We start from the raw sequence: 22,149 nt of genomic DNA, 5'->3' as shown, positions 1-22,149 counted from the left end.
TCGGCCCCGGCATGCGCCACCGTCGCTGTTCACCTCCCCAGCGCGCCCCGGTAGGTGGCCTCGTACGGGCCGGGGCACCCCGACGAACATCGGAGTACGAGAGACGTGAAGAACCGCTCACGCGCCGCCCTGTCCGCGCTGTCCCTGGCCTTCGCAGCCGCACTGCCCCCGGCGACCGCGACCGCGTCCACCCCCGCACCGCCCACGCCCCCGGCGGCCGAGGAGTACCAGCGGACGGAGCAGGCGGCACCGCGTCCGGTGTCGCGTCCGGCCCCGTGCACCGGCGCGTACCGGGGCGACGCCCGGCTGGGTCCGAAGACCCTGCCCCGCCCCTGGGAGGCCCCGGTGGGACCGCTGCTGAAGGACTACCGGCGCACCGGTGACCTCTCCCCCGACGCGTTCCTGGCGACGTACTGGAAGGAGGAGGATCCTGAGGGCCCGGCGGGATGGAAGTACCCGCCCAACGACGGGTTCGCCGAGGTCAACGGGCAGGTCGACAAGCACGTGGAGGTCCTGGAGCCGGGTGAGGACCTGGACCGCTTCGGCTCCGAGTACGGTTCCTACCTCGCCCCCGCCGGCGACCCCTACGCCAAGCGGGCGCTGCCGCCGCAGAACCTCAACACCCGTGAGCCTGACCACCCGTGCGACTACCACCGCTACACCGTCACGCAGCCCTTCGCCGTCTGGCAGGGCGGCGTCGCCCCCTGGTTCGAACAGCCCGGCGGTGGACAGCAGATCAAGCTCGACCCCGCGCTGCTCGCCCCGGGCGACGGCGAGCGTCTGAACGTCAGATGGCTCCTGGACCACGGCTACCTCGTTCACGCGACGGGCTGACCCGGGCCTGCCGGTGAACCGCGGCACTCTGCGCACCGTCCTGCGCGCCCTGGGCGTGCGGGACGGCCACTACTACATCGAGGGCGTGCACGAGCCCTCTCCCCTGCCGACCGACTTCCTCTACCTGCGCCGTTCCCGCACAGCCCCGGGCATGTGGGAGACCGGCGCCTACGAACGGGGCACCTGGGAGATCGTCGCCCGGCACACGCGGGAGGAATCGGCCTGCACGCACCTCCTGCGCCTGCTGACCGCAAGCGGCTGCTGACCGGCCCGGAACTCCGTCCTGGGGCGGAAGCCCCGTAGGGCGTCCATCCGTGCGACGTGCCCGACCCGTCGTGCATCGTCCGGCACCGGTCCGCCCGCGCGGCCGCTCACGAGCCTCCGCTGTCTCCTGTGACGGCCGGTTCGTTCCGCGGGTGCCCGGCGTCATCGGATCCCGGTGTGTCCCGGGTCGGAGATACGGCTTCCGGCCCCGGTCGCCCCATAGCCTCGGACCATGACCGAAGAGGCCGAGACCGCTCTGAAGAACTACGACTGGATGGTCCGTCACCGGGGGCCGGAGCACGTGGAGCTGGACTGGGGCTCCCGCACTCTGGTGTGGGGCGGCGGGGGCTCCGACCTCGAAGACCTGTGCAGGCCGGGCTTCACGCCCGCGACCGGCGTCGGCTGACGCGCGGAACCACCGACCGGTCGTTCTTCCCCGTGGTCGGAGATCGGTGGTCTCAGGCCAGTGGTCGGAGACCGGTGGTCGGCTCCGGGGTTCCGCTCGTGGTCCCCGTCTCCCGCTGTACCGAGAAGGTACCCGGCCGCGGTGAACGGCACAGCGGGTCGGCACCCGCTCGGCCAGGGCTCCGACGTGCGTGACGAAGCCGGCCGTGCGGCCCTGCGGATCGCGGGTTCTTCCGGCGTGGCGGGGACCGTCTCCGGTGCCGTCTCGTCCTGCGTGCCGAGTCCCTCGGCGAGGACGGTGGACTCCTGGCCTGCGGACGCGCCGGGCCTCGCTGCGGGCCGTCCCGTTCCCGTCGTCCGGCCACCTCGGGGCGGTGTGCCGGCGGTCGGGGGTCGGCGGCCGGGGCAGGTCGGGCCGACGGCCGCTGCCGGGGTGCGGCTCTCGAGTCGGGGCGGCCCGCAGGGCGGGAGGGCGTTCATGACGGTCGCCCTGCGCTTCTCGGCCGGTTCAGAAGGGGAACGTGGGGCTGTTGTGGTCGTGGGAGGGGTTCCTGTCCCCGTCGGACGCCCCCTGTTCGTCGTTCGACGCGGGCGGAGCGGTGTCGAAGAGGGTGCCGCCGGGTCCGCCCGCGCTCGGGATCCTGCTGACCGTCGCGTCGGCGTAGCGCAGGGAGGGGCCGATCTCCAGGGCCTCCAGCTCGATGACGGTCCGCTTCTCACCTTCCCTGGTCTCGTAGGTCCGCTGGTGCAGCCGCCCCTGGACGATGACGCGGGTGCCGCGGGTCAGGGACCGGGTGACGTGTTCCGCCGTCTTCCGCCAGGCCGAACAGCGCAGGAACAGTGTGTCGGCGTCCCTCCACTCGTTGCTCTGCCGGTCGAAGGTGCGGGGCGTGGAGGCGACGGTGAAGTGTGCGACCGCCTCGCCGGACGGGGTGCTGCGGATCTCGGGGTCGTCGGTCAGGTTGCCGACGACGGTGACGACGGTCTCGCCGACCATGAGAGGTGCTCCTAACGCATGTACGGACTGGAGGAGTGGGTGGTCCGACAACCACGCGGGGACTTCGGGGTGTCTTCGGGTTCGCCGTCCGGTGTGCCTCCCCCTCGTTCGGCGGGCCCCGCCGTGACGAGTCCCGAAGCGTGAGCCGGGGCGTTCCTCAGCGGGACACCGAGCCGGGGGACGGTGCAGGGACGGCCGACGGCGGCCCGGCACCAGGGGCAGGGCACGCGCAGGGCGTGGACGCGGAGGTCGTCCCTCGGCCGGCCCGCGGGGGCGGGGGACGGCTGGACCGGGACGGCGGGTGTCCGCCTGACGCGCTGCCCCGAGGCGATCGCGGTCACGATCGCGAGGAGTTCCGCGCGATAGCGGTGCGGGTCGTCCGGGTCGGCGTCCGGGAGCGGCAGCGGGTCGCGGGCGAGCCGCTCCTCCCGGAGCTCGCGCACCTCGGCGCGGATGTCGGCGGCGTCGAAGCGGGGCTGTCTGTGGCCCAGCCGGATCACTGCCTCCCGCGTGTCGGCGACGTCCAGGTCGGCGAGCAGGAGGTGCCAGGCGTCCGTCGTGGTCTCCTCCAGATGCATCGACGGGCACATCGCCGCGACCAGTGCGGCGAGCCCGGCGGTCTCGGCCGGCGTCATCCGTTCCTCCCTTCCGCGGGGGCGCTCCCCGGGTGGCCCTGGTCCTCCGCTTCCCGCCCCGTCCGCCGGCTGCGGGTACAGGTACAGGACGGTGCCGCAGGCACAGCGCAGCCGCCCGTCGTCCCCGAGGCTCCAACGGCCGCAGCCGAGGTGAGCGGCCTGCGAGATCAGGAACCACAGGGTGGCGGTCGAGTCCCTGTCGGAGCGCGCCGTGGCGGTGGCCGTGGAACGCGCCATGACGGTGGTCATCACGTCTCACCCCCGTCGAGGGCGAGCAGTCCGCGCAGGTCGATCTCGCCGGTGCGCCAGGCCCGGGCGACCCGTTCCGTTCCGCCGGGCACGGGCCTGAGGCTGAACGAACGCGGTTCGGGGGCCGGCGCCACCGTCAGTCCCGGGACCACCTCGCCGGTGCGCGGGTCGGCGACCGGGCCGGAGCAGGCGAGCCGGGCGAAGAACTCCCGCTGCCAGGCGGAGCGCACCCGGACCAGGGTCTCCACCTCGCCGGGGTGGTTCGCGGCCGTCCAGGCGGTGAAGGCGTCCTCGTCGGCGACCACGACCGTCGGCTGGGGGTCGATGAGTGTGAGGGTGGCGATCGGGGTGTCGTCCGGCATGGTCACCCGCATCGACTTGAGGGCGAGTTCGGCGCGCGCCGCGCGCAGTCCGTCGAGGACCGCGCAACGCTCGGCCCGGTACTCGGCCTCCACCGCGTCGCGCAGCACCCTGAGTACGACGACCCGGGTGGCGTGGTCCCGGAGGTTCACGCGGCCTCACCCTTTTGCTCGGTCTCTTTCCCGGTGTCCTTCTTGGCCGCGGTGCCGCGGCGCACGATGAGCTCGCCCAGCGTGGTCGATCCCCCGGCGGGGTCCAGGACGGCGGAGGCGAGCAGGTTGTGCCGGCGCACCTCCTCGTAGAGACCGCGGAGTTCCTCGTAGGCGGCGTGCGGGGCGGTGGCGGCCGTGAGGTAGTCGGACGCGCTCGGGGTGGGCTTGCCTGCGTTGAGCCATTCCAGGACGGCCTCGGCGAACTTCTCGTCCGGCTTGCGGATGACGCGCCCGGAGAGCGGCTTCGCCCGGGACTTGGAGATCACCAGGGTGTTCTCGTGGTCGAGGTCGCCGACGATGTCGAACTCGTACTCGATGCCGTCCCGTTGCTCGGGCTTGAGCCCGACCTTGCGCGGCACCTTGCGTCCGCGGTCGTCCGCCTCCACGACGTACTCGGTCTTGGTGCGCATGGTGGCGATGATGTGGCCGGGGTAGGCGAGCAGGGCTTCGATCATCGCCCGCTCCAGGGGGCGGGCTTCCCGCCAGCCGGCGAAGGTGTTGCCTCCCGCGACGCGTTTCGCGGCGTTGTCGACCTGCTCCAGCATTCCGCCCGAGCCGGACCAGAAGTGGGTGAGCGAGTCGACGATCACGACATCGTAGCCCTCGTGGGCGGCCACCGCGAGCGCCTCGACGAGCGCGGGCGGCTCGAACGTCGCGAGCGGGAGGACGTCGAAGGTGAACTCGTCGGCGTACTTGGAAGCGCTGCCGTGCTCGGTGTCGATCAGGGCGATCCGGTCGCCGATGCCGGTACCGAGGACGAGCGCGGTGTAGGTCTTGCCCGAGCCGGTGGGCCCGGTGAGCGCGATGCGGGCCTTGGCCTGTTCCTTGGTTGCGGGGGTGAAGGTGAAGCTGTTCACGCCGTTCTCCTCTGGCGCATGCCACGGCGGTCCGGGGTGGGCTTGGGGAGGGACGGGAAGCGGTCCTCTTCCGGCAAGACGTGCACCCACACGGCCGAAGCCTCGGTTCGAATGCTAGTTCGAAATTGCGTGGAACCCCACGCTAGACACCGAGCGAGAGAAAAATCAACACCTTTCTACGGAAAATCACCAATACGCCATATGTCCGCATCGGGGAGCGGTCCGAGTGCGCCGCGCCGGCGGTGCGGCCGGGTCAGCCGCGGCGCGCATCCGGCGGGAACCGGTCCCGTCCGTCGGCAGGACCGCCCTGCCGCGCCGGCACGAGGCCGAGGTGCTCCCACGCGGCGGGCGTGGCGACCCGGCCGCGCGGGGTACGGGCGAGCAGCCCCTCCCGTACGAGGAAGGGTTCGGCGACCTCCGCGACGGTCTCCCGTTCCTCCCCCACCGCGACGGCGAGCGTGGACAGGCCGACGGGGCCGCCGCCGAACAGCTTGAGCAGGGGCTCCAGCACCGCCCGGTCGAGCCGGTCGAGGCCGCGGGCGTCGACCTCGTAGACCGCGAGGGCCGCCTCGGCGATCTCCCTGGTGATCCGCCCGTCGGCCTTGACCTGCGCGTAGTCGCGCACGCGGCGCAGCAGGCGGTTGGCGATGCGGGGCGTGCCACGCGACCGGCCGGCGATCTCGGCGGCACCGTCGGGGGTCGCCTCCAGCTCCAGCATCCGGGCGGAGCGGTGGACGACCCGCTCCAGCTCGGTGGGCTCGTAGAACTCCATGTGCGCGGTGAAGCCGAAGCGGTCACGCAGCGGGGGCGGCAGCAGGCCCGCCCGTACGGTGGCGCCGACCAGGGTGAAGGGCGGCAGTTCGAGGGGGATGGCGGTGGCGCCGGGGCCCTTGCCGACGATGACGTCGACGCGGAAGTCCTCCATCGCCATGTAGAGCATCTCCTCGGCGGGCCGGGACATGCGGTGGATCTCGTCGAGGAAGAGGACCTCGCCCTCCTGGAGGGAGGACAGGACGGCTGTCAGGTCGCCGGCGTGCTGGACGGCCGGTCCCGAGGTGATGCGGAGGGGGGCTTCCATCTCGGCCGCGATGATCATGGAGAGGGTGGTCTTGCCGAGGCCGGGGGCGCCGGAGAGCAGCACGTGGTCGGCGGTGGCGCCGCGCGCGCGTGCGGCGCGCAGCACGAGGTCGAGCTGCTCACGGACCTTCTCCTGGCCGATGAACTCGTCCAGGTCCTTGGGCCGCAGGGCGGCCTCGACGGCCTGGTCCTCCCCGTCGGCGACGGATCCCACCAGCCGCTCGGCGAGGGCGGCGGTTTCGGCTTCGTCCGAGGGCATGCGGTCCACTCCTCTCGGCGCGTGCGGTTCAACCGGGCGTGCGCGGTTCGGCGTGCGCGGAAGGGGAGGGGGCGGCGGAGGGGGCGGAGGGAGGGGTGGCGGTGTGCACCTGCTGCCGGCGGTTCAGGGCCGGGGCACGCCGGATGTGGCAGATGGCGAGCGCCAGGGCGTCGGCGGCGCCGGCCGGCCCGAGCGGGGAGTCGAGCCGCAGGAGCCGGGTGACCGTCGCACCGACCTGGGCCCGGCCGGCGACTCCGCTGCCGGTGACGGCGGCCTTCACCTCGCCGGAGGTGTGCCAGGCGACGGGCAGGCCACGCCGGGCCGCGCACAGGATCGCGACCGCACCCACCTGCGCGGTACCCATCACGGCGCGCACGCCGTACCGGCTGGACACCCGCTCCACGGCGACGGCTCCGGGCCGGTACTCGTCCAGCCACCGCTCGATACCGCGCTCGATGAGGAGGAGGCGGTGACCGGTGTCCGCGTCCGCCGGGGTGCGAAGGACACCGGCGGCCGTCACCGCGAACGGCCGTCCGGGGGCGCCGTCGACCACTCCGAGGCCGCACCGGGTCAGCCCCGGGTCCACGCCGAGCACCCGCACGGCGCTTTCCTCGGGAATCGAAGCCTTCATGATCGAACCAAGCCTGTGCATCGGGTCGCGTCGACACCGGTCGGGCGGAGGGTCCGCCCCGCGGATGCGGGACGGACGGGCCCTCCGGGCACATCGGGAAGTCCTCCTCGGGCCCCGGCCGGCGGGGGCGGTTCCCCCGGGTGTCCGGCAGGCCCTGAACTTCACCGTAACTCGAACAGGTGTACGACGCGAGGTCGCGGCCGACGTGAACCGCACGACGCCCGCGCGTCGCCCGCCGCACCGCCGCGCCGGGTGCGTCATCAACAGGACCGGCACCAGCACCTCGGGCACGGACACCGCGCCCGAGGTGCTGGTGCCCCGCCCCTGATCCCGACGTCCGACCACCCGCGCCACGTCACCGCCCGCGCGCCTCGCACAGCCCGCCCCGCCCCTCCCACCGGCAGAGGCACAGGGTGCCGAGGAGCGGCAGCGTGGATCGGGCCACCTCCCCCCGCCGCCTCCCCACCCACTTGTGACACCCCTGTGACCGTAGCTGTGATCTTCCTCGCACGCGTCGGGTCCCGCGCCTTGATGGGATGAGCCGATGCGCAGACCCGCCGGCCTCCGCCCGCCTCCCGCCGCGACCGTCCTCCCCTTCCTGTCGGCCCTCGCCGCGACCGCTCTGCTGCTCACGGGCTGCGGGACGGAGCACGCGGGTGCCGGGGGCGGCGGCGCCGGCACCGACGCGGTCGCGTCGCAGGAGGGCACACGGATCGACGATCCGGGCAAGGACGGCGTACGGATCACCTCGCTGACCCTCCCGTCGGCCTCCCCCTCGCCCACCCGCAGTCACTCGGTCTCCGCCGACAGGCTCACCACGGGCTCGGACTCGGGGGTCTTCGCCGCCTACGAGGTCACCAACGAGGGCGCCGAGACCCTGACCTACTCGGTCGTCTTCACCTTCAGGGGCGGTGACGGCGGGGCCGTGACCAACCGGACCGGGACCGTGCGCGACGTCGGCCCCGGGCGGACCGTGCGGGGTACGGTCCGGGCCGGGGAACTGCCGCCCACCTCGCCGCGGGTGACCCAGGCCGAGGTGCTCGAGGTGACCGGGGTCCCCGCGGGCGAGGCGCCGGCCGAGCCGGGCGCGTGCCCCGCCTCCGGGATCCGGGTCAGCGCCGACGAGGGCAACGCGGCGATGGGACTGCGCGTCGTGAGCCTGCGGCTCGCCAACTGCGGCACGCACGCCTACAGCGTCCAGGGCTATCCGCTGCTGGAACTCCTGGACGACGGCTTCGAGCCCGTCGACGGTGTCGAGATCCTCGACGGCAGCGGCGAGATCACCACCGCTGCCGGCCCCGACGAACAGCCCCGGCCCGTCACGCTCGAGCCCGGCGAGTCGGCGACCGCCGGCCTGGTCTGGCGCAACACCACCGGGTTCGGTACGGCCGTCAACGTGCCCTACGTGCGGGTCAGGGCGAAGGAGGGCGCCGCCCCGGTGACGGTGACCCCCGACCTCGACCTCGGGACCACCGGAAAGCTCGGGGTCAGGCCCTGGAAAAAGGCGGAACCCCAGTAGCGCTTCGTCACGTCGGGTGGTCTTTCCTGCTGGTGGGCATCTTCCTGGTGCGAGGCCGGGGAGGTGGAACGGCTCCGGGGGTGAGGTGGTGGAGTTCGCTGCCGACGTGTTCCCCTCGTTGCCGTGGCGGGATCAGCGTCGGTGGAGCGGAGGTCGTCTGCGGGGGCTGGTGCCGGACGGCCGGCGCAGGCAGGTCCGGCCGACGGCCGAGCAGCTGCCGGACGGGGACATGCAGGCCCTTGCAGCAGTTCGTGAACCAGTGCCGGAGGCCCTGGCACAGTCGCCGACGGCCCTGGCCCCGGCCCGGCCCCTGCTCCACGCCGAAGCGGCCCTTACGCGGCCCGCCGGGCCTCTCCCCCGTGCCCTCGGATGATGTCCGCGTACCGGTGGCCGCAACCCTTGATGGTGCGGGTCCGGGTGGCGTAGTCGACGTGGACGAGGCCGAAGCGCTTGCCGTAGCCGTAGGCCCACTCGAAGTTGTCCAGCAGGGACCAGGCGAAGTAGCCGGCGAGCGGGGCGCCCCTGCGGGCGGCGGAGGCGCAGGCGGCGAGGTGCCGCTCCAGGTAGTCCTGGCGTTCGGGGTCGTCGATCGTGCCGTCGGGGCGGACCACGTCCGGGAAGGCGGAGCCGTTCTCGGTGACGTAGAGCTTGCGGGCGCCGTACTCGTTCGTCAGGCGCAGGAGCAGTGTCTCGATGCCGCCGGCGTCGATCTCCCAGTCCATGCCGGTGCGCGGGACGCCGGCGCGGCGTACGAACGCGGCGTGCGGGGCGGGGCCGTTCGGGTCGGCGGCCACCACCTGGGGGAAGTAGTAGTTGAGGCCGAGCCAGTCGAGCGGGGCGGCGATGGTCTCCAGGTCGCCTGATCGCTCGGGGAGTTCGACGCCGTAGACCTCGCGCATGTCGTCCGGGAAGCCGCGGCCGTGGACGGGGTCGAGCCACCAGCGGTTGGTGTGGCCGTCCATGCGGGTGGCGGCGGCCAGGTCCTCGGGACTGCCGGTGGCCGCGTGGATCGTGGAGAGGTTGTTGACGATGCCCACCTGGGCGTCGGGGGCGGCGCGGATGGCCCGGGCCGCGAGGCCGTGGCCGAGGAGCAGGTGGTAGGAGGCGCGGACGGCTGCCGTGAGGTCGGTCAGGCCGGGCGCCATCGTGCCTTCCAGGTGGCCGATCCAGGCCGAGCACAACGGCTCGTTGAGGGTCGCCCAGTGGTGCACCCGGTCGCCGAGGCGTTCGGCGGCCGCCGAGGCGTACGCGGCGAAGTGCTCGGCGGTGTCGCGCTCCGGCCAGCCGCCGCGGTCCTGGAGGATTTGGGGCAGGTCCCAGTGGTAGAGGGTGACCGACGGGGTGATGCCCGCCTCGAGCAGGCCGTCGGTCAACCGGTCGTAGAAGTCGAGGCCCTTGGCGTTGACCGGGCCGTCGCCGCCGGGGACGATCCGGGGCCAGGCGAGGGACAGGCGGTAGGCGTTGGTGCCGAGGCGGCGCATCAGGCCGATGTCCTCGCGCCAGCGGTGGTAGTGGTCGCAGGCGAGGTCGCCGTGGTCGCCGTTGTCGGTACGGCCCGGGGTGTGCGAGAAGGTGTCCCAGATCGACGGTGAGCGGCCGTCCTCCGCCACGGCTCCCTCGATCTGGTACGCCGAGGTGGCCGTGCCCCACAGGAAGTCGTCGGGGAGGGCGGCGTAGTCGATGGTCACGGAAGTCCCTTCGTGGGGGGTGGAGCCGGTCACTTGACGGCTCCTGCCGTCAGGCCGGCGACGAGGTAGCGCTGCAGCAGCAGGAAGCCGGCGACCACGGGGACGCTCACCACGAGCGAGGCTGCCATGATCTGGTTCCAGTACACGTCGTTGAGGGTGGAGTAGCCCTGGAGTCCGACGGCGAGGGTGCGGGTGGTGTCGTTGGTCATCACCGACGCGAAGAGCACTTCGCCCCAGGCCGTCATGAAGGCGTAGACGGCGACCGCGACGATGCCGGGGACCGCGGCCGGCACGACGACCCGGAAGAGCGCGCCGAGCGGGCCGCAGCCGTCGACCAGCGCGGCCTCGTCGAGGTCGCGGGGCACCGAGTCGAAGTACCCGATGAGCATCCAGACGGAGAACGGGAGGGAGAACGTCAGGTACGTCAGGATCAGGCCGCCGCGCGAGCCGAACAGGGCGATGCCCGTGGCGTTGCCGATGTTGACGTAGATGAGGAACAGCGGGAGGAGGAAGAGGATGCCGGGGAACATCTGCGTCGACAGCACGGTCACGGTGAAGACCCGCTTGCCGCGGAAGTCGTAGCGGCTCACCGCGTAGGCGGAGAAGACCGCGATCAGCACCGAGCAGACGGTCGCCGCGCCCGCCACGATCAGCGAGTTCACGAAGTACCGGGCGAGCGGGACCGTGGACCAGATGTCGATGTAGGGGCGCACGGTCAGCTCGCTCGGCAGCCAGCGGAACTCACCGGTGACGTCCGCGAGCGGCTTCAGCGAGCTGGAGACCATGACGTACACCGGGACCGTCACGAAGCCGGTGAGCAGGGTGAGGAAGATCCGCCTCGACCAGAGGAACGAGCGGGGCGGGGCCATGGGCGACACCGGGGAGGCCGGGGGCCTGGAGGCCGCGGAGGCCGCCGGAGACACCCGGGTCCGGGTCTTCGTCGGTGGACTAGCCATGTGACGGCCTCCGTCGGCGCGAGGTGAGGACGAGGTACACGCCCGTCACGACGAGCAGGAAGATCAGGAGCAGGACGGACATCGCGGAGCCGGTGCCGAAGTTCCAGGTGACGAAGGACGCCTGGTAGATGTGGACCGAGACGAGGTCCGCGGCCTCGGGGGCGGCCTTGCCGAACAGGACGAACGGCGTGTTGAAGTCGTTGAACGTCCACAGGAACAGGACCAGGACCAGGACCTGGTTGACCGGGCGCAGCGACGGCAGGGTGATGCGGCGGACCTGCTGGATCATCCCGGCGCCGTCGAGGGCGGCGGCCTCGTACAGCTCGCGGGGGATGTTCTGCAGGCCGGCCATGACGATGAGGAAGGCGAACGGCCAGCCCTTCCACACGGAGACGGTCAGCAGCGCGAAGAAGCTGTTGTCGCCGATGAGCCAGAAGGACGGCTTGTCGGTGAGGCCGAGCTGGTCGTGCAGGACGTGGTTCACCAGCCCGTTGTCGTGCTGGAACATGAACACCCAGGTGATGACGGCGGCGTAGACCGGCAGCGCGTACGGCACCAGGAACAGGGCGCGGAGCAGGCCGCGTCCGCGGAAGGTGTCCTGCAGATAGATCGCGGCGGCGGTGCCGAGGAGCCAGCACAGGCCGACCGACAGCACGGTGAAGGCGACGGTGACGAAGAAGGAGTGGAGCAGGGCCGCGCCGACGGGGGCGTCGAAGTCCACCGACACCTTGTAGTTGTCGAGGGCGGCCCACGGGGCGGCGCCCCAGTCGCGGAGGGAGAACTGGGTGAGTTCCTTGAAGCTCATCACGATGCCGATCACCATCGGCACCAGGTGGACCAGGAGTTCGAGGAGCAGCGCGGGCAGGAGGAGCAGGTACGGCAGTCCGATGCGGCGGACCCGCCCGGGACGGCGGCGGGGGCCGCGCGCCGCACCGGGGGAACCCTTCCGCGCGGCGGCCTGTGCTGCGGGGACGGTGGCGGTCATGGCGGTGTCGGGACTCACTTCTCGGGCATCTGCTGCTGGGCCTTGGTGAGGGCGGCCTCGACCGAGCCGGTGGTCACCTCGCGGCCGCCGGCGGCGTCGGCGAACAGGTCCTTGACCGCCGTTCCGACGGCGGTCTCGAACTGGGACTCGTCGGGGACCTGCGGGAGGGGTACGGCGCTCTCGGCGAGGGTGTCCTTCAGGACGGCGTCGGCCGGGGAGTCGAAGGCGTCGTCGTCCTGGGCGGTCTTGACCGGCGGGATGGAGCTGTAGGCCGTGTTGAGGATCCTCTGCTCGGCGTCGCTGGTCATGAACTTCACGAACTCGGTGGCGCCGTCGATGTTGTCGCTGTTCCTGAAGACGGCGAGGTTGATGCCGGCGACCATCGAGTTGACCTGTGTGCCGGCGCCCGGGGTGCCGGACTGCACGGGCACGGGGGCGATGCCGTAGTCGTCCTCGCTCATGCCCTGGGACGTGAGGTTGGCGGACGCGGACTGCCACAGCAGCATCGCCGTCCTGCCCTTGGCGAAGTCGCTGACGGACTGGTTCTGGGCGTACTCGGCGTTGCCCGGGGCGATGATCCTGTCCTTGGCCATGAGGTCGACGTACTGCTTGACCGCGGTGACCACGCCGTCGTTGGTGAAGTCGGGCGTGCCGTCGGCGGTGAAGAAGCCGGCGCCGTGCTGCTTGGCGAGGACGAAGGCGTGGTGGACGTTCTCGGAGGGGTTCGAACCCTCCATGGCGATCCCCCACTTGCCGTCCCCGGAGACCTTCTTGCCGGCGGCGACCAGTTCGTCCCAGGTGGCGGGAGGCTCGTCGACACCGGCGTCGGCGAGCATCTGCTTGTTGTAGTAGAGGGCGTACGCCATCGAGTACAGCGGGACCGCGGCCGGGTCCTGGCCCTCGGCGCCGGTGGAGCCCAGCGCGGAGTCGACGAAGCGGTGCCTGCCGCCGATCTTCTCGAAGTTCTTCGCGTCCCACGGCAGCAGCGCGCCGGTCGCCTGGAGCGAGGCGGACCAGGTGTTGCCGATGTTGAGCACGTCCGGTCCCTGACCGGAGGTGGTGGCGGTGAGGATCCGGTTCAGCAGGTCGGACCAGGGCACGACCTCCAGGGTGACCTTGATGCCGGTCCGCTTCTCGAACTTGTCCAGTTCGGGCTGGAGCACCTTCTTGTCGATCTCGACGCTGGCCCCCTGGTTGGAGGCCCAGTAGGTGAGTTCCCCGGGCGAGTCGTCGGATCCGCCGCCCGTGGTGGATCCGCCGCCGCAGGCCGTGGCGGTGAGTACGAGAGACAGGATGACGGCGCCGGTGGCCGCGGCTCGGATGCTGCGCATGGCTCCTGATGTGCCTTTCCGCGAGGGCAGGGGGCGAGGGGGTCAGGGGAGGTGCGAGGGGCGCGGGTGTGTGCGGGGATGCGAAGGGAGGGTGCGGGGGCATGCGGGGAGGACGGAGGGGAGGCCACTCATGGCTTAATTTAGGACGTGAGTTAAACCCTCGGAAGGAACGCCGTCAAGGGTTTGGACAGAGTCGCCCCACTCTTGCCGCACCCCTTGACTCGTCTGTTCCACGGATGAACCATCAGCGGCGAGAGAGCGCTCCCACCTCCCCCACACCGTTCACTTCCTGAACCAGGAGAGCCCCCATGACCTCCGACTCCCCCTCCGCCCAGCCCTCCGCCGACGACCCCCGGACCGACCTCCGCCGCCGGGCCGTCCTCGGAGCCGCAGCCGCCGCACCCGTACTGGCCGCACTGACCACCACCACGGCCTCCGCCGCACCGGCCGCCCCCTCCGCGCCGACCGCCCCTGTCGCCGCGACGAAGCGCGGGAGGCGGCACCGACTGCGGGCCGGCGGCGATCTCGGCCCGAACGTGATCGTCTTCGACCCGTCGACGCCGGGCATCCAGGCGAAGCTGGACGAGGTGTTCGCCCGGCAGGAGTCGGACCAGTTCGGCCCGGGGCGCTACCAGTTCTTCTTCAAGCCAGGCACCTACCACGGGCTCAACGCCCAACTGGGCTTCTACACCTCGGTCTCGGGCCTCGGCCTCTCCCCCGACGACACCACCCTCCACGGCGACGTGACGGTCGACGCCGGCTGGTTCGACGGCAACGCCACGCAGAACTTCTGGCGTTCGGCGGAGAACCTGGCCCTCGTCCCGGTCAACGGCACCAACCGCTGGGCGGTCGCCCAGGCAGCCCCGTTCCGCCGAATGCACATCCGCGGCGGCCTCAACCTGGCGCCGGCCGGCTACGGCTGGGCCAGCGGCGGCTACATCGCCGACAGCCGGATCGACGGCGAGGTCGGTCCGTACTCGCAGCAGCAGTGGTACACCCGGGACAGCTCGGTCGGCGGGTGGACCAACGCCGTGTGGAACATGGTGTTCTCGGGTGTCGAGGGCGCCCCCGCACAGAGCTTCCCGGAGCCGCCGTACACCACGCTCGACCGGACGCCGCTCTCCCGCGAGAAGCCGTTCCTGTACCTGGACGGCGCCGACTACCGCGTGTTCCTGCCCGCGCTGCGCCGCGACGCACGCGGTGTCACCTGGGGCAACGGCACTCCGCGCGGCACCTCCCTGCCCCTGGACCGCTTCTACGTGGCGAAGCCCGGCGACTCCGCCGCCACCCTCAACCAGGCACTCGACCAGGGCCTCAACCTGCTGCTGACGCCGGGCATCTACCACGTCGACCAGCCGGTCCGGGTCGACCGCCCGGGCACGGTCGTCCTCGGTCTCGGCTACGCCACCCTGATCCCCGACAACGGCGCCACCGCCCTCCGGGTCGCCGACGTCGACGGCATACGGCTGGCCGGCTTCCTCGTCGACGCCGGACCGGTCAACTCCCGCACCCTGGTGGAGATCGGCCCCAGCGGCGCCTCCCGCAACCACGCCGCCGACCCGATCACCGTCCAGGACGTGTTCATCCGGATCGGCGGCGCGGGCCCCGGCAGGGCGACCACCAGCATGGTGGTCAACGCCCGGCACACCATCGTCGACCACACCTGGGTCTGGCGCGCCGACCACGGCGAGGGCGTCGGCTGGGAGACCAACCGCTGCGACTACGGTGTAGTCGTCAACGGTCACGACGTCCTGGCGACCGGCCTGTTCGTGGAACACTTCAACAAGTACGACGTGCAGTGGAACGGCGAACGCGGGCGCACGGTCTTCTTCCAGAACGAGAAGGCGTACGACGCCCCGAACCAGGCCGCCATCCAGAACGGCTCGGTCAAGGGCTACGCCGCGTACAGGGTCGGCGACCGTGTCACCACCCACGAGGGCTGGGGCATGGGCAGTTACTGCTACTACAACGTCAACCCGACGATCGTGCAGCACCACGGCTTCGCCGCCCCGAACCGCCCGGGTGTCCGCTTCCACCACCTGCTGGTCGTGTCGCTCAGCGGCAACGGACAGTACGAGTGCGTCATCAACGACACCGGCGCGCCGACGTCGGGCACGAACACCGTGCCGTCGAAGGTGGTCTCCTACCCCTGATCCCGGAGCCCTGATCCCGGGCTCCGGGCTCCGGGCGCCGGTGTGTCGCCGGTGGCGGGCCCTCCCGGGGTACGTGACCGGGAGGACCTGCCGTTCGCACGGGCCGGCTACCGCGCGGAAGCGGGCGACGGCCCCGCCGCCGTCGCCGGGGCGTAGCCGGTGGGGCGGGTGGTGAAGGTGCCCCGGCCCTGGGTGCGGCTGCGCAACCGGGTGGCGCGGCCGAACAGTTCGGCCAGCGGCACGGTGGCGGTGACCGTCGCGGTGACCGCCCTGCCGCCCGTCCGGGTGTCCGAGCCGGTCACCCTTCCGCGGCGGGCGGCCAGGTCTCCGAGCACTCCGCCCACCGCATCCTCGGGCACGGTGACGGTGGCCTCGGCCACCGGTTCCAGCAGCACCATCGCGCAGGCCCGCACGGCGTCCCGCAGACCGAACCGGCCCGCGGTGCGGAACGCCGTGTCCGACGAGTCCTTCACGTGGGTTGCCCGGTCGGTGAGCGTGACGCGCAGACCGGTCACCGGATGACCGGTTCCGCGGTCATCCGGAGTTGTAGCCCCACCGTGCGTTGCCGTCCTTGCCCATGAAGCACTTCGCGGGCCGCCCGTCGATGGTCGTCGCGAAGGCACCGACGGGAGAACAGTACTGACCGAACTGGACGCCGGGTCGACTCCCGGTGCCGCCGGTGCTACCGCCCGAGTTACCGGAGGAACCACCGCTGGTGGAACCTCCGCCGGACGAGCCGCCACTGTTGCTGCCGCCTGTGGTAGCGCCGCCCGAGCTGGTGCCGTACGAGGGCTGGGGTCGCGGCTTCGGCTCGGGTTTGGGCTCGGGCTTGGGCTTGGGCTTCGGTGTCGGCTTCGGGCTGGGTTCGGTGCAGGGGCCACTGAGGCCGATCAGCCACAAGTCGATCTGCGGCCCGGTCGAGACCTCGGTGTCGGGTTCCGGCTGCTGTCGGCACACCTGCCAGTCGGCCAGGTCCTGCAGTCCGTCGTGCAGACGCTTTCCGGTGTAGGCGTGGAAGTAGATCACGCGTTCGAGGCCGAGGTCGCCGAGAGCGTGGGAAGCATCGTCGGCCTGCTCGCCGACGAGGTCCGGCATGACGATCCGGCGGGGGCCGTGCAGCCGGTCCGGGCATTCCTCCTGCTCCGGAACCGCGTACAGAGTGAGTGTCCTGACCGAGGGACGGACCATCTCGTCACGGGACGGACTCTGGAAGCAGACCTGCCAGCCGCTCGTAGTGGTCTTCACAGGTCGTTGGTCAGAGGAGGCGTCGGCTGCCGACACCGTCTGCCACGGATGCAGGCCGGCCGACGCAGCCGCTGTGGCGAGAGAGGTCCCCTCGAAGTCGGGAACGGCCAGAACGGGTTCAGGCTTCTGGGCCACGACCTCCTTCTCGCCGGAGCCCGGGCCCAGGACGGCGAAGAGGACTCCGAACACGGCTGCGGCCATGAGAACAGGGTGTCGGCTCATCCAGGTGGAGAGCCGTATTCCGCGGCCGGGGCGCAAGGGGGAGCCGGAGGGCAGGATTTCGCCCATGGCCATGAGGAGCTCACCCTTCGGGTCGAGTTTCGAGCCCCACAGCTTGTACGGATGCCCGAGGACGAGGACATCGACGGAGTCGGACATGCCGTAGGTGCGGCGGAGGATCCGCAGGGGCGCGGGGACGCAGATCGCTATGGGCTTCAGGAGGCTCCGCAGAAGGATGAGGCCGTCCTTCGCGAGCACGACGCTGCCCCAGCCGTTGTGGTAGACGGCCAGGACGTCTTCCTGGGGTCCCAGTTCCCCCAGCAGCACCTTCGCCTGCTCGTCGGACAGGGAGATGCTCTCACCAGCGGCGGCTCTGGCGGTGCGCCGGTCCATGGCCAGCAGATCGGACAACGGTTCTCCAGCCCTTTCGACGAGTTCTTCGGACGTGTCGAGCTGTGGGCCCCGGAGGCCGGTACGCCGCCCCTTCACAGAGACACGTCCCGCGCCGCCGGACGCCATGCAGGAGGCGCTGCGCGACAGTTACCGACATATGGAGATGTTAACGGCTGCCGATCCAGGCCCGGACACCAGCAGGAGTCACCGGAGGCGCTCGTGAACTGTGCCGATTCCCCGGAGTCGTACGGGTCGTCGCCGGCACGCGACCTCGGCCCGTACCGTCGGACGGACGCCCCGCCGCCCACGTCGGCAAGCTGTCCGTCCGGCGGCGACTGCCGCAGGTCGAACCGGTCGCGGAGCAGGGCCGTGTGGAGCCGCAGGGTGGGGCCGCCCGGGAGGGTTTCCAGGACGTGGACTCCGTCGTGGTTGAGGAGGTGCCGCAGGACCACCGCGGAGCCGCCGCCCCGTGTGGGCGGCAGCCACACGCGCTGGGCGAGGGCGGTGACCGGGAGGGTGCCCGCGTCGACGAGCCTCGCGAGCGCCTTCCTGATCTGTTCCTGCGGCGGCTTGCGGGCCAGGTGCCCGAGACCGGACAACGCTCTACCAGGACTCCGTTAGGTCTGCCTCGGTCTTGGTGTCGTGTGCGGTCTGCGGGGCAGGGGTTGCTGGCAGGTGGTGCGGATCGGACCTCCCCGGCCGCACCGACTGCCTGGATCTCCGCAGGTCATCCACGCCGAAGAAGGTGAACGGCGAGGCCAAGAAGGCGGTGTACCGCGCCGACGCGGTCCCCTCGCACCTGGCGGCCTTCCGTCTGCCGCAGTTCCCCGGCGCCGTCCAGTGGAACGGGTGGGCGGTCGAACGGCTCATCGAGCTCACCGGTGCCGAAACCGAGGCCCGAATGCTCTGGTCCGAGGACCCGGCGGCGGTAGCGCACCCCGATCCGTGGGCATCTGAGGACGACGGGTGGCCAGTGGGGGAAATCCCGCGGCGGCCGTCCGGGCCTTGCGGGTGGCTTCCTCCGCTGTGGGCACAAGCGTGGTCGGGCTCCGGGCGTGGTCGGGCGTGTGGACGGTCCCACCGGAGCCTGCTTCACGCCCTGCGGGGCACCGGTCTCTCGGTTCTCAGGCGGAACCGCTCAAGCCGACGAGCCGTACGGGTTGCGACAACACCGCGCGAGCGCCCTGGAAGTCGGCCAGCCGGGCCGCGACCGTGGCGACGGCGAGATGTTCGGGGAGGGCGGCGGAGAACTTCAGTCCGCGTACGGCGCGGGGGTCGACGTCGGGCAGGACGAGGTTCGCACCGACGCTTTCCCGGGCCGCGTGCCAGGCGGCCGGGGTGAGGTCCTCGCGCAGGCGCAGCCAGCAGTCGGTGGGGCGTTGCAGGGGGTCGGTGACCGACTGCAGCGTGGCCGCGAGGGTGGCGTTGGCGCGGTGGCCGGCCCAGGTCCACCAGCGGACGTCGCTGCCGACGCGGGTCACCAGTGTGGTGTGGGGGTGCACGGTGTCGGGTGCGTCGGTCTCGCGCTGTTCGGCGAGGTGCGCCTCGGCGCGCCGAGTGAGGACGACGGGTGGGTCCGTGCCCAGCAGTACCTCTCGCATGGCGCGGCTGAGGGCATAGGACAGTCCGGCGACGCCGCCGCTCATCCACTTGGCGACGCCGCCGCCGTCGGCAGGTTCGACGAAGACGCGTTTGCGCAGCCAGTCGATGTAGGTGACCTGCCAGCTGCGTCCGCCGAGCAGCAGGCGGCGTGGGCCGGGGCGTTCCTCGGTGAGGACGCTCGGGTCGGTTCGGCCGATCTCGGTACGCCCGGACAGGACGGTGAACTGCGGCGGGGCGGTGAAGGATGCCGTGAGTTCGATGAAGTGCCTCTTGCCGAAGCGGCGTTCCGCTTCCGGGCCGACGAACAGGAGGCCGCCGTCGGTGTCGAGGAATCCCTCCTCGGTGAGGTGGCGCAGGATGGGTGCCGCCGACCGGTCGAAGGGGGCGAGGCCGTTCCATTGCCGGTGCCACAACTGATCGCCGAGCTTGTGCTGTTGCAGGGTGACGGCGAGGAGTTGCTGGGCCACGAGGTGACGCGGCTCGGGTGGCGCGAGGACGGGTTCCACCCACCCCCGCGACCACAGCAGCAGCAAGCCCGCCGCCTGCAGCAGCGAGTCCTTGCGGGTGGTGAGGAACAGGCAGTTGCGGACCGTGTCCGCACGCCGGCCGGTGCGGCCGATGCGCTGCAGGAACGAGGCGACGGAGGCGGGTGAGTCGATCTGGATGACGCGGTCCAGGTCACCGACGTCGATGCCGAGTTCGAGGGTGGACGTGGAGACGATGACGCAGTCGCGTGCCTCGGCGAACGCCTGCTCGGAACGGTTGCGTTCGTCGACGGAGAGGGAGGCGTGGGAGAGGAACACGGTCACCTCCCGGGCCCGCAGAGCCGCGCCCAGTTGTTCGACCTGTGCCCGCGAGTCGCAGAAGACGAGGCGTTTCTCCCCCCGGTGCAGCGCCGCGATGAGTTTCGCGGCGTTGTCCAGGGACCCCACGTAGTCCAGTTCCACGTCACCCGCCGGTCTGGAGGTCTGCTCCGCGGCGGTCGGGTCGCCGTCGCCCGCCCCGTCGGACGCCGGGAACCGGACCCCTGGGGCCACGACCTGCCCGGTACGGGTCCCCGCGCCCGCGCCCTGCAGCCAGTGCAGCAGGTGGGCGGGGTTGCCGACGGTTGCGGAGAGGCCGATCCGCTGGATGGGCCGGCCGGTGACCCGTTCCAGCCGTTCGAGCACGGCGAGCAGGTGCCAGCCCCGGTCGTCGCCCGCGAAGGCGTGCACCTCGTCGACGACGACGGCCCGTACGCTCCCCAGCAGGCGGGCGTGATCGGTCTTGACGCCGATCAGCATCGCCTCGAGCGACTCGGGTGTGGTCAGCAGAACGTCCGGCGATTCGGTGCGGATGCGCTGCCGCTGCGACTCCTTGGTGTCGCCGTGCCAGAGGGCGGCGCGTCGTCCCAGCCACTGGGCGTAGGTGTCGACGCGGCCGACCAGGTTGTTCAGGAGCGCCTTGAGGGGGCACAGGTACAGCACCGAGGTGCCGGTCCACCGGTGTTCGGCCATCGACGACAGCAGCGGGAAGCAGGCCGCCTCGGTCTTGCCGCCGGCCGTCGGGGCCAGCAGGACGGCGTCCTCGCCGTCCATGAGCGGGGTGACCGCCGCCCGCTGCAGGGGGCGCAGATCGGGCCAGCCGAGGGTGTTGACGATATGGTGCAGGACGACGGGGTCGAGCCGGTCCAGTACGTCGGCCCCTCCCCCGGCCGGGCCGTCCGCGTCCGCCATCACAGCTCCAGGTCGATGTCGTCCGCGGACGCGGATCCGCCGACGACCGTGGCGGCCAGGTTCCGCTCCACGTCGGTGAGTTCGCTGCTCGCGACCGTCAGCTTGTAGTGCTGCCGGGGGTCGAATTCGTCGAACTGGTCCACGCGGTCGAGGACGTCCCCGACGAGCTTCTTCAGGAACAGCCGGGGCGCCACGCCGACCTTTCCGCCCAACGCTCCGCCGACGGCCCGCGCGAGGTCGGCGACGTAGGCGTCGTCGACGACCGCCCGCACGCGCTCGGGTGATGTGGCGGCGTCCGCGTACAGGTCCCGGATGGTGACGCCGAGACCGACCAGGGACTCCTGGGTGAAGCCGGGCAGCCGGATCTGCACCGCGCGGGGGTTGTCGAAGCGCGGGTCGGTGGTGAAGTCGGTGGCGAGCCGCTGGGCGAGCGGAGCCAGGCGCTGGACGCCCTGCTGGCCGTCGTAGAAGGCGGGTGTGCCGGTGATGACGAGGTACAGGCCGGGGAAGCGGCCGGAGTGCACCTCGTCGATGAGCTGCCGCAGCGCGTTGAGCGCCTTGTCGCGGGCGTCGGAGCGGACCCGCTGGAGCGTCTCCACCTCGTCGAGGACGACGAAGAGCCCGGTGTGCCCGGAGTCGCGCAGCACGGTGAGCAGGCCCTGCAGGAAGCCGAGGGCGCCGAAGTGGTCGAGGTCGCCGCGCACCCCGGCGGACCGGCGGGCGGCGGCGGCGACGTGCGGCTGACCGCCGAGCCATGCCAGGACGGCCGCGGCGGTCGCCTCGTCGCCGTCGGCGAGGGCGGCCCGGTAGCCCCGCAGGGCGGTGGCGAAGGACGGCGCGTGCCGGGAGACCTCGGCGAGCCGCGCGACGAGCAGCTTCTCCACCTCTCCGGGCAGATCGTCCTCGGTCGCACCGGCCGCGAGGACGTCCTCCTCCAGGGCGTAGAACCAGGCGTCCACGACCGGGCGCAGGGCGCTGGGCGGGAAGCTGGAGGTGGTGAGGCGCTCGGTGAGCCGCCGGTAGACGGTCTCCAGCTTGTGCAGCGGCGTCTCGTTCTCGGAGACCTGGATCTCGGCCACGGCGAAGGTGCGGCGCTTGGCCCGCTCCCCCAGCCAGCGCGTGAAGAACGTCTTGCCGGACCCGTACTCACCGCGCACGGCCTTGAACACGGACCCGCCGGACGCGACGGCGTCCAGTTCCGCGTCGAGGGCCGCCTCGAACCGGTCGAGCCCGGTGGCGAGCAGGTCGAGCCCGCTCTCGGGCACGGCCCCCCGGCGCAGGGCGTCGACGACGGTACGGCGGCGGGCGGCGCTGACCTGGGCGGGGCGCTTGGATCCGGTGGTGCTCACGGGGACCAGTGTTCCATCTCCCCGTGGCCGAGCGCCCCGGCGCAGGGTCACGGGGTCCGGTTGGTCATCCAGGTCGCAACGCCCGACGTCCCGCGCCGCGTCGTGGTGCACCTGTCCCGTCTGCCGGCCGGGCACCGGCGGCGCGGTGATCCCGTTTCTCTGCGAACCGGCTTGACCGTCACAACAGAGCACTGCTGGAATCACTCTCCGTACA

19 protein-coding genes and 1 pseudogene are annotated in these 22,149 nt (G+C 71.8%); 6 read left to right on the top strand and 14 right to left on the bottom strand.

Going from position 1 to position 22,149, the window contains the following annotated elements; genetic code table 11:
* The first annotated feature begins 105 nt into the window (after positions 1-105).
* The 3 genes from TU30_RS30535 (at position 106) to TU30_RS36655 (ending at position 1,504) form a co-directional block, all read left to right on the top strand.
* Positions 106-834 carry a TNT domain-containing protein gene (locus TU30_RS30535; RefSeq protein WP_042176328.1) on the top strand — a complete coding sequence of 243 codons (729 nt, stop codon included), beginning with the start codon at positions 106-108 and terminating at the stop codon, positions 832-834.
* Between the two features lie 13 nt (positions 835-847).
* A complete protein-coding gene (locus TU30_RS30530) occupies positions 848-1,099 on the top strand; it encodes a hypothetical protein (RefSeq protein ID WP_042176326.1) in 252 nt (83 codons plus the stop codon).
* 231 nt (positions 1,100-1,330) lie between these two features.
* Positions 1,331-1,504, top strand: a complete 174-nt coding sequence (locus TU30_RS36655; protein ID WP_176726341.1) for a hypothetical protein — start codon at positions 1,331-1,333, stop codon at positions 1,502-1,504.
* 507 nt (positions 1,505-2,011) lie between these two features.
* On the opposite strand, the gene TU30_RS30520 is transcribed toward TU30_RS36655, so the two are convergent.
* The 6 genes from TU30_RS30520 to TU30_RS30495 all read right to left on the bottom strand — a co-directional run bounded on the left by TU30_RS30520 (position 2,012) and on the right by TU30_RS30495 (position 6,750).
* Positions 2,012-2,500, bottom strand: a complete 489-nt coding sequence (locus TU30_RS30520) for a single-stranded DNA-binding protein (protein ID WP_042176321.1) — start codon at positions 2,498-2,500, stop codon at positions 2,012-2,014.
* An 11-nt stretch (positions 2,501-2,511) separates the two neighbouring features.
* A complete protein-coding gene (locus TU30_RS36290; protein ID WP_042176319.1) occupies positions 2,512-3,384 on the bottom strand; it encodes a hypothetical protein in 873 nt (290 codons plus the stop codon).
* Entirely contained in the window at positions 3,384-3,896 is a 513-nt protein-coding gene (locus tag TU30_RS30510) for a hypothetical protein (protein WP_042176316.1), read from the bottom strand. The genes TU30_RS36290 and TU30_RS30510 overlap by 1 nt, the downstream gene beginning before the upstream one ends.
* Positions 3,893-4,813 (bottom strand): ATP-binding protein, encoded by a 921-nt coding sequence (locus TU30_RS30505; RefSeq protein ID WP_042176314.1) that lies wholly within the window; start codon positions 4,811-4,813, stop codon positions 3,893-3,895. The genes TU30_RS30510 and TU30_RS30505 overlap by 4 nt, the downstream gene beginning before the upstream one ends.
* A gap of 253 nt (positions 4,814-5,066) precedes the next feature.
* A complete protein-coding gene (gene ruvB, locus TU30_RS30500) occupies positions 5,067-6,149 on the bottom strand; it encodes a Holliday junction branch migration DNA helicase RuvB (protein ID WP_042176312.1) in 1,083 nt (360 codons plus the stop codon).
* Positions 6,150-6,177: 28 nt separating this feature from the next.
* A complete protein-coding gene (locus TU30_RS30495) occupies positions 6,178-6,750 on the bottom strand; it encodes a crossover junction endodeoxyribonuclease RuvC (protein WP_042176310.1) in 573 nt (190 codons plus the stop codon).
* A 235-nt stretch (positions 6,751-6,985) separates the two neighbouring features.
* Here TU30_RS30495 and TU30_RS38100 point away from each other — a divergent pair, with 235 nt between their 5' ends.
* Both TU30_RS38100 and TU30_RS30490 read left to right on the top strand, forming a co-directional pair.
* Complete coding sequence (locus TU30_RS38100; protein ID WP_267889358.1) at positions 6,986-7,108, top strand: hypothetical protein; 123 nt, start codon at positions 6,986-6,988, stop codon at positions 7,106-7,108.
* Between the two features lie 216 nt (positions 7,109-7,324).
* Entirely contained in the window at positions 7,325-8,299 is a 975-nt protein-coding gene (locus TU30_RS30490; protein ID WP_042176308.1) for a DUF4232 domain-containing protein, read from the top strand.
* Positions 8,300-8,631: 332 nt separating this feature from the next.
* Here the strand turns inward: TU30_RS30490 and TU30_RS30485 are convergent, their stop codons facing one another.
* From TU30_RS30485 to TU30_RS30470, 4 genes are all read right to left on the bottom strand, one after another.
* Positions 8,632-9,987, bottom strand: coding sequence for a GH1 family beta-glucosidase (locus TU30_RS30485; RefSeq protein WP_199816921.1), 1,356 nt, complete (start codon positions 9,985-9,987; stop codon positions 8,632-8,634).
* A 29-nt stretch (positions 9,988-10,016) separates the two neighbouring features.
* The gene (locus tag TU30_RS30480) at positions 10,017-10,856 is read right to left on the bottom strand and encodes a carbohydrate ABC transporter permease (protein WP_042176305.1); all 840 of its coding nucleotides are present in this window, start codon (positions 10,854-10,856) and stop codon (positions 10,017-10,019) included.
* 79 nt (positions 10,857-10,935) lie between these two features.
* Positions 10,936-11,928, bottom strand: coding sequence for a carbohydrate ABC transporter permease (locus tag TU30_RS30475; protein WP_042176304.1), 993 nt, complete (start codon positions 11,926-11,928; stop codon positions 10,936-10,938).
* Between the two features lie 14 nt (positions 11,929-11,942).
* On the bottom strand, positions 11,943-13,259 hold the full coding sequence (locus TU30_RS30470; RefSeq protein ID WP_042176302.1) for a sugar ABC transporter substrate-binding protein: 1,317 nt from the start codon (positions 13,257-13,259) through the stop codon (positions 11,943-11,945).
* 308 nt (positions 13,260-13,567) lie between these two features.
* Between TU30_RS30470 and TU30_RS30465 the strand changes: the two genes are divergently transcribed.
* Positions 13,568-15,412: a hypothetical protein gene (locus tag TU30_RS30465; RefSeq protein ID WP_042176300.1), complete on the top strand. Its 1,845-nt coding sequence runs from the start codon at positions 13,568-13,570 to the stop codon at positions 15,410-15,412.
* A gap of 107 nt (positions 15,413-15,519) precedes the next feature.
* On the opposite strand, the pseudogene fusA reads toward TU30_RS30465, so the two are convergent.
* The 4 genes and pseudogenes from fusA to brxD form a co-directional block, all read right to left on the bottom strand.
* A pseudogene (gene fusA, locus TU30_RS30460) lies at positions 15,520-15,936 on the bottom strand (elongation factor G); the annotation flags it as partial.
* Between the two features lie 10 nt (positions 15,937-15,946).
* Positions 15,947-17,287, bottom strand: coding sequence for a PASTA domain-containing protein (locus TU30_RS30455; protein WP_042176296.1), 1,341 nt, complete (start codon positions 17,285-17,287; stop codon positions 15,947-15,949).
* A gap of 1,106 nt (positions 17,288-18,393) precedes the next feature.
* The gene (locus tag TU30_RS30440) at positions 18,394-20,586 is read right to left on the bottom strand and encodes a DEAD/DEAH box helicase (protein WP_042176291.1); all 2,193 of its coding nucleotides are present in this window, start codon (positions 20,584-20,586) and stop codon (positions 18,394-18,396) included.
* Positions 20,586-21,935: a BREX system ATP-binding protein BrxD gene (brxD, locus tag TU30_RS30435; RefSeq protein WP_042176288.1), complete on the bottom strand. Its 1,350-nt coding sequence runs from the start codon at positions 21,933-21,935 to the stop codon at positions 20,586-20,588. Before brxD ends, TU30_RS30440 begins: the two co-directional genes overlap by 1 nt.
* Positions 21,936-22,149: the final 214 nt, after the last annotated feature.

It is taken from the genome of Streptomyces sp. NBRC 110035, from assembly GCF_000829695.1.
Classification (GTDB): Bacteria; Actinomycetota; Actinomycetes; order Streptomycetales; family Streptomycetaceae; genus Streptomyces.
Note: the sequence above shows the minus strand (reverse complement) of the source record. Positions and strands in the feature narration are given on the sequence as shown.

Excerpts from the sequence above, each read along its gene's own strand:
- TU30_RS36655 (WP_176726341.1), top strand. The coding sequence starts at position 1,331 with ATGACCGAAGAGGCCGAGACCGCTCTGAAGAACTACGACTGGATGGTC.
- TU30_RS30520 (WP_042176321.1), bottom strand. The coding sequence starts at position 2,500 with ATGGTCGGCGAGACCGTCGTCACCGTCGTCGGCAACCTGACCGACGAC.
- TU30_RS36290 (WP_042176319.1), bottom strand. The coding sequence starts at position 3,384 with ATGACCACCGTCATGGCGCGTTCCACGGCCACCGCCACGGCGCGCTCC.
- ruvB (WP_042176312.1), bottom strand. The coding sequence starts at position 6,149 with ATGCCCTCGGACGAAGCCGAAACCGCCGCCCTCGCCGAGCGGCTGGTG.
- TU30_RS30490 (WP_042176308.1), top strand. The coding sequence starts at position 7,325 with ATGCGCAGACCCGCCGGCCTCCGCCCGCCTCCCGCCGCGACCGTCCTC.
- TU30_RS30480 (WP_042176305.1), bottom strand. The coding sequence starts at position 10,856 with ATGGCCCCGCCCCGCTCGTTCCTCTGGTCGAGGCGGATCTTCCTCACC.
- TU30_RS30475 (WP_042176304.1), bottom strand. The coding sequence starts at position 11,928 with ATGACCGCCACCGTCCCCGCAGCACAGGCCGCCGCGCGGAAGGGTTCC.
- TU30_RS30470 (WP_042176302.1), bottom strand. The coding sequence starts at position 13,259 with ATGCGCAGCATCCGAGCCGCGGCCACCGGCGCCGTCATCCTGTCTCTC.
- TU30_RS30465 (WP_042176300.1), top strand. The coding sequence starts at position 13,568 with ATGACCTCCGACTCCCCCTCCGCCCAGCCCTCCGCCGACGACCCCCGG.
- TU30_RS30440 (WP_042176291.1), bottom strand. The coding sequence starts at position 20,586 with ATGGCGGACGCGGACGGCCCGGCCGGGGGAGGGGCCGACGTACTGGAC.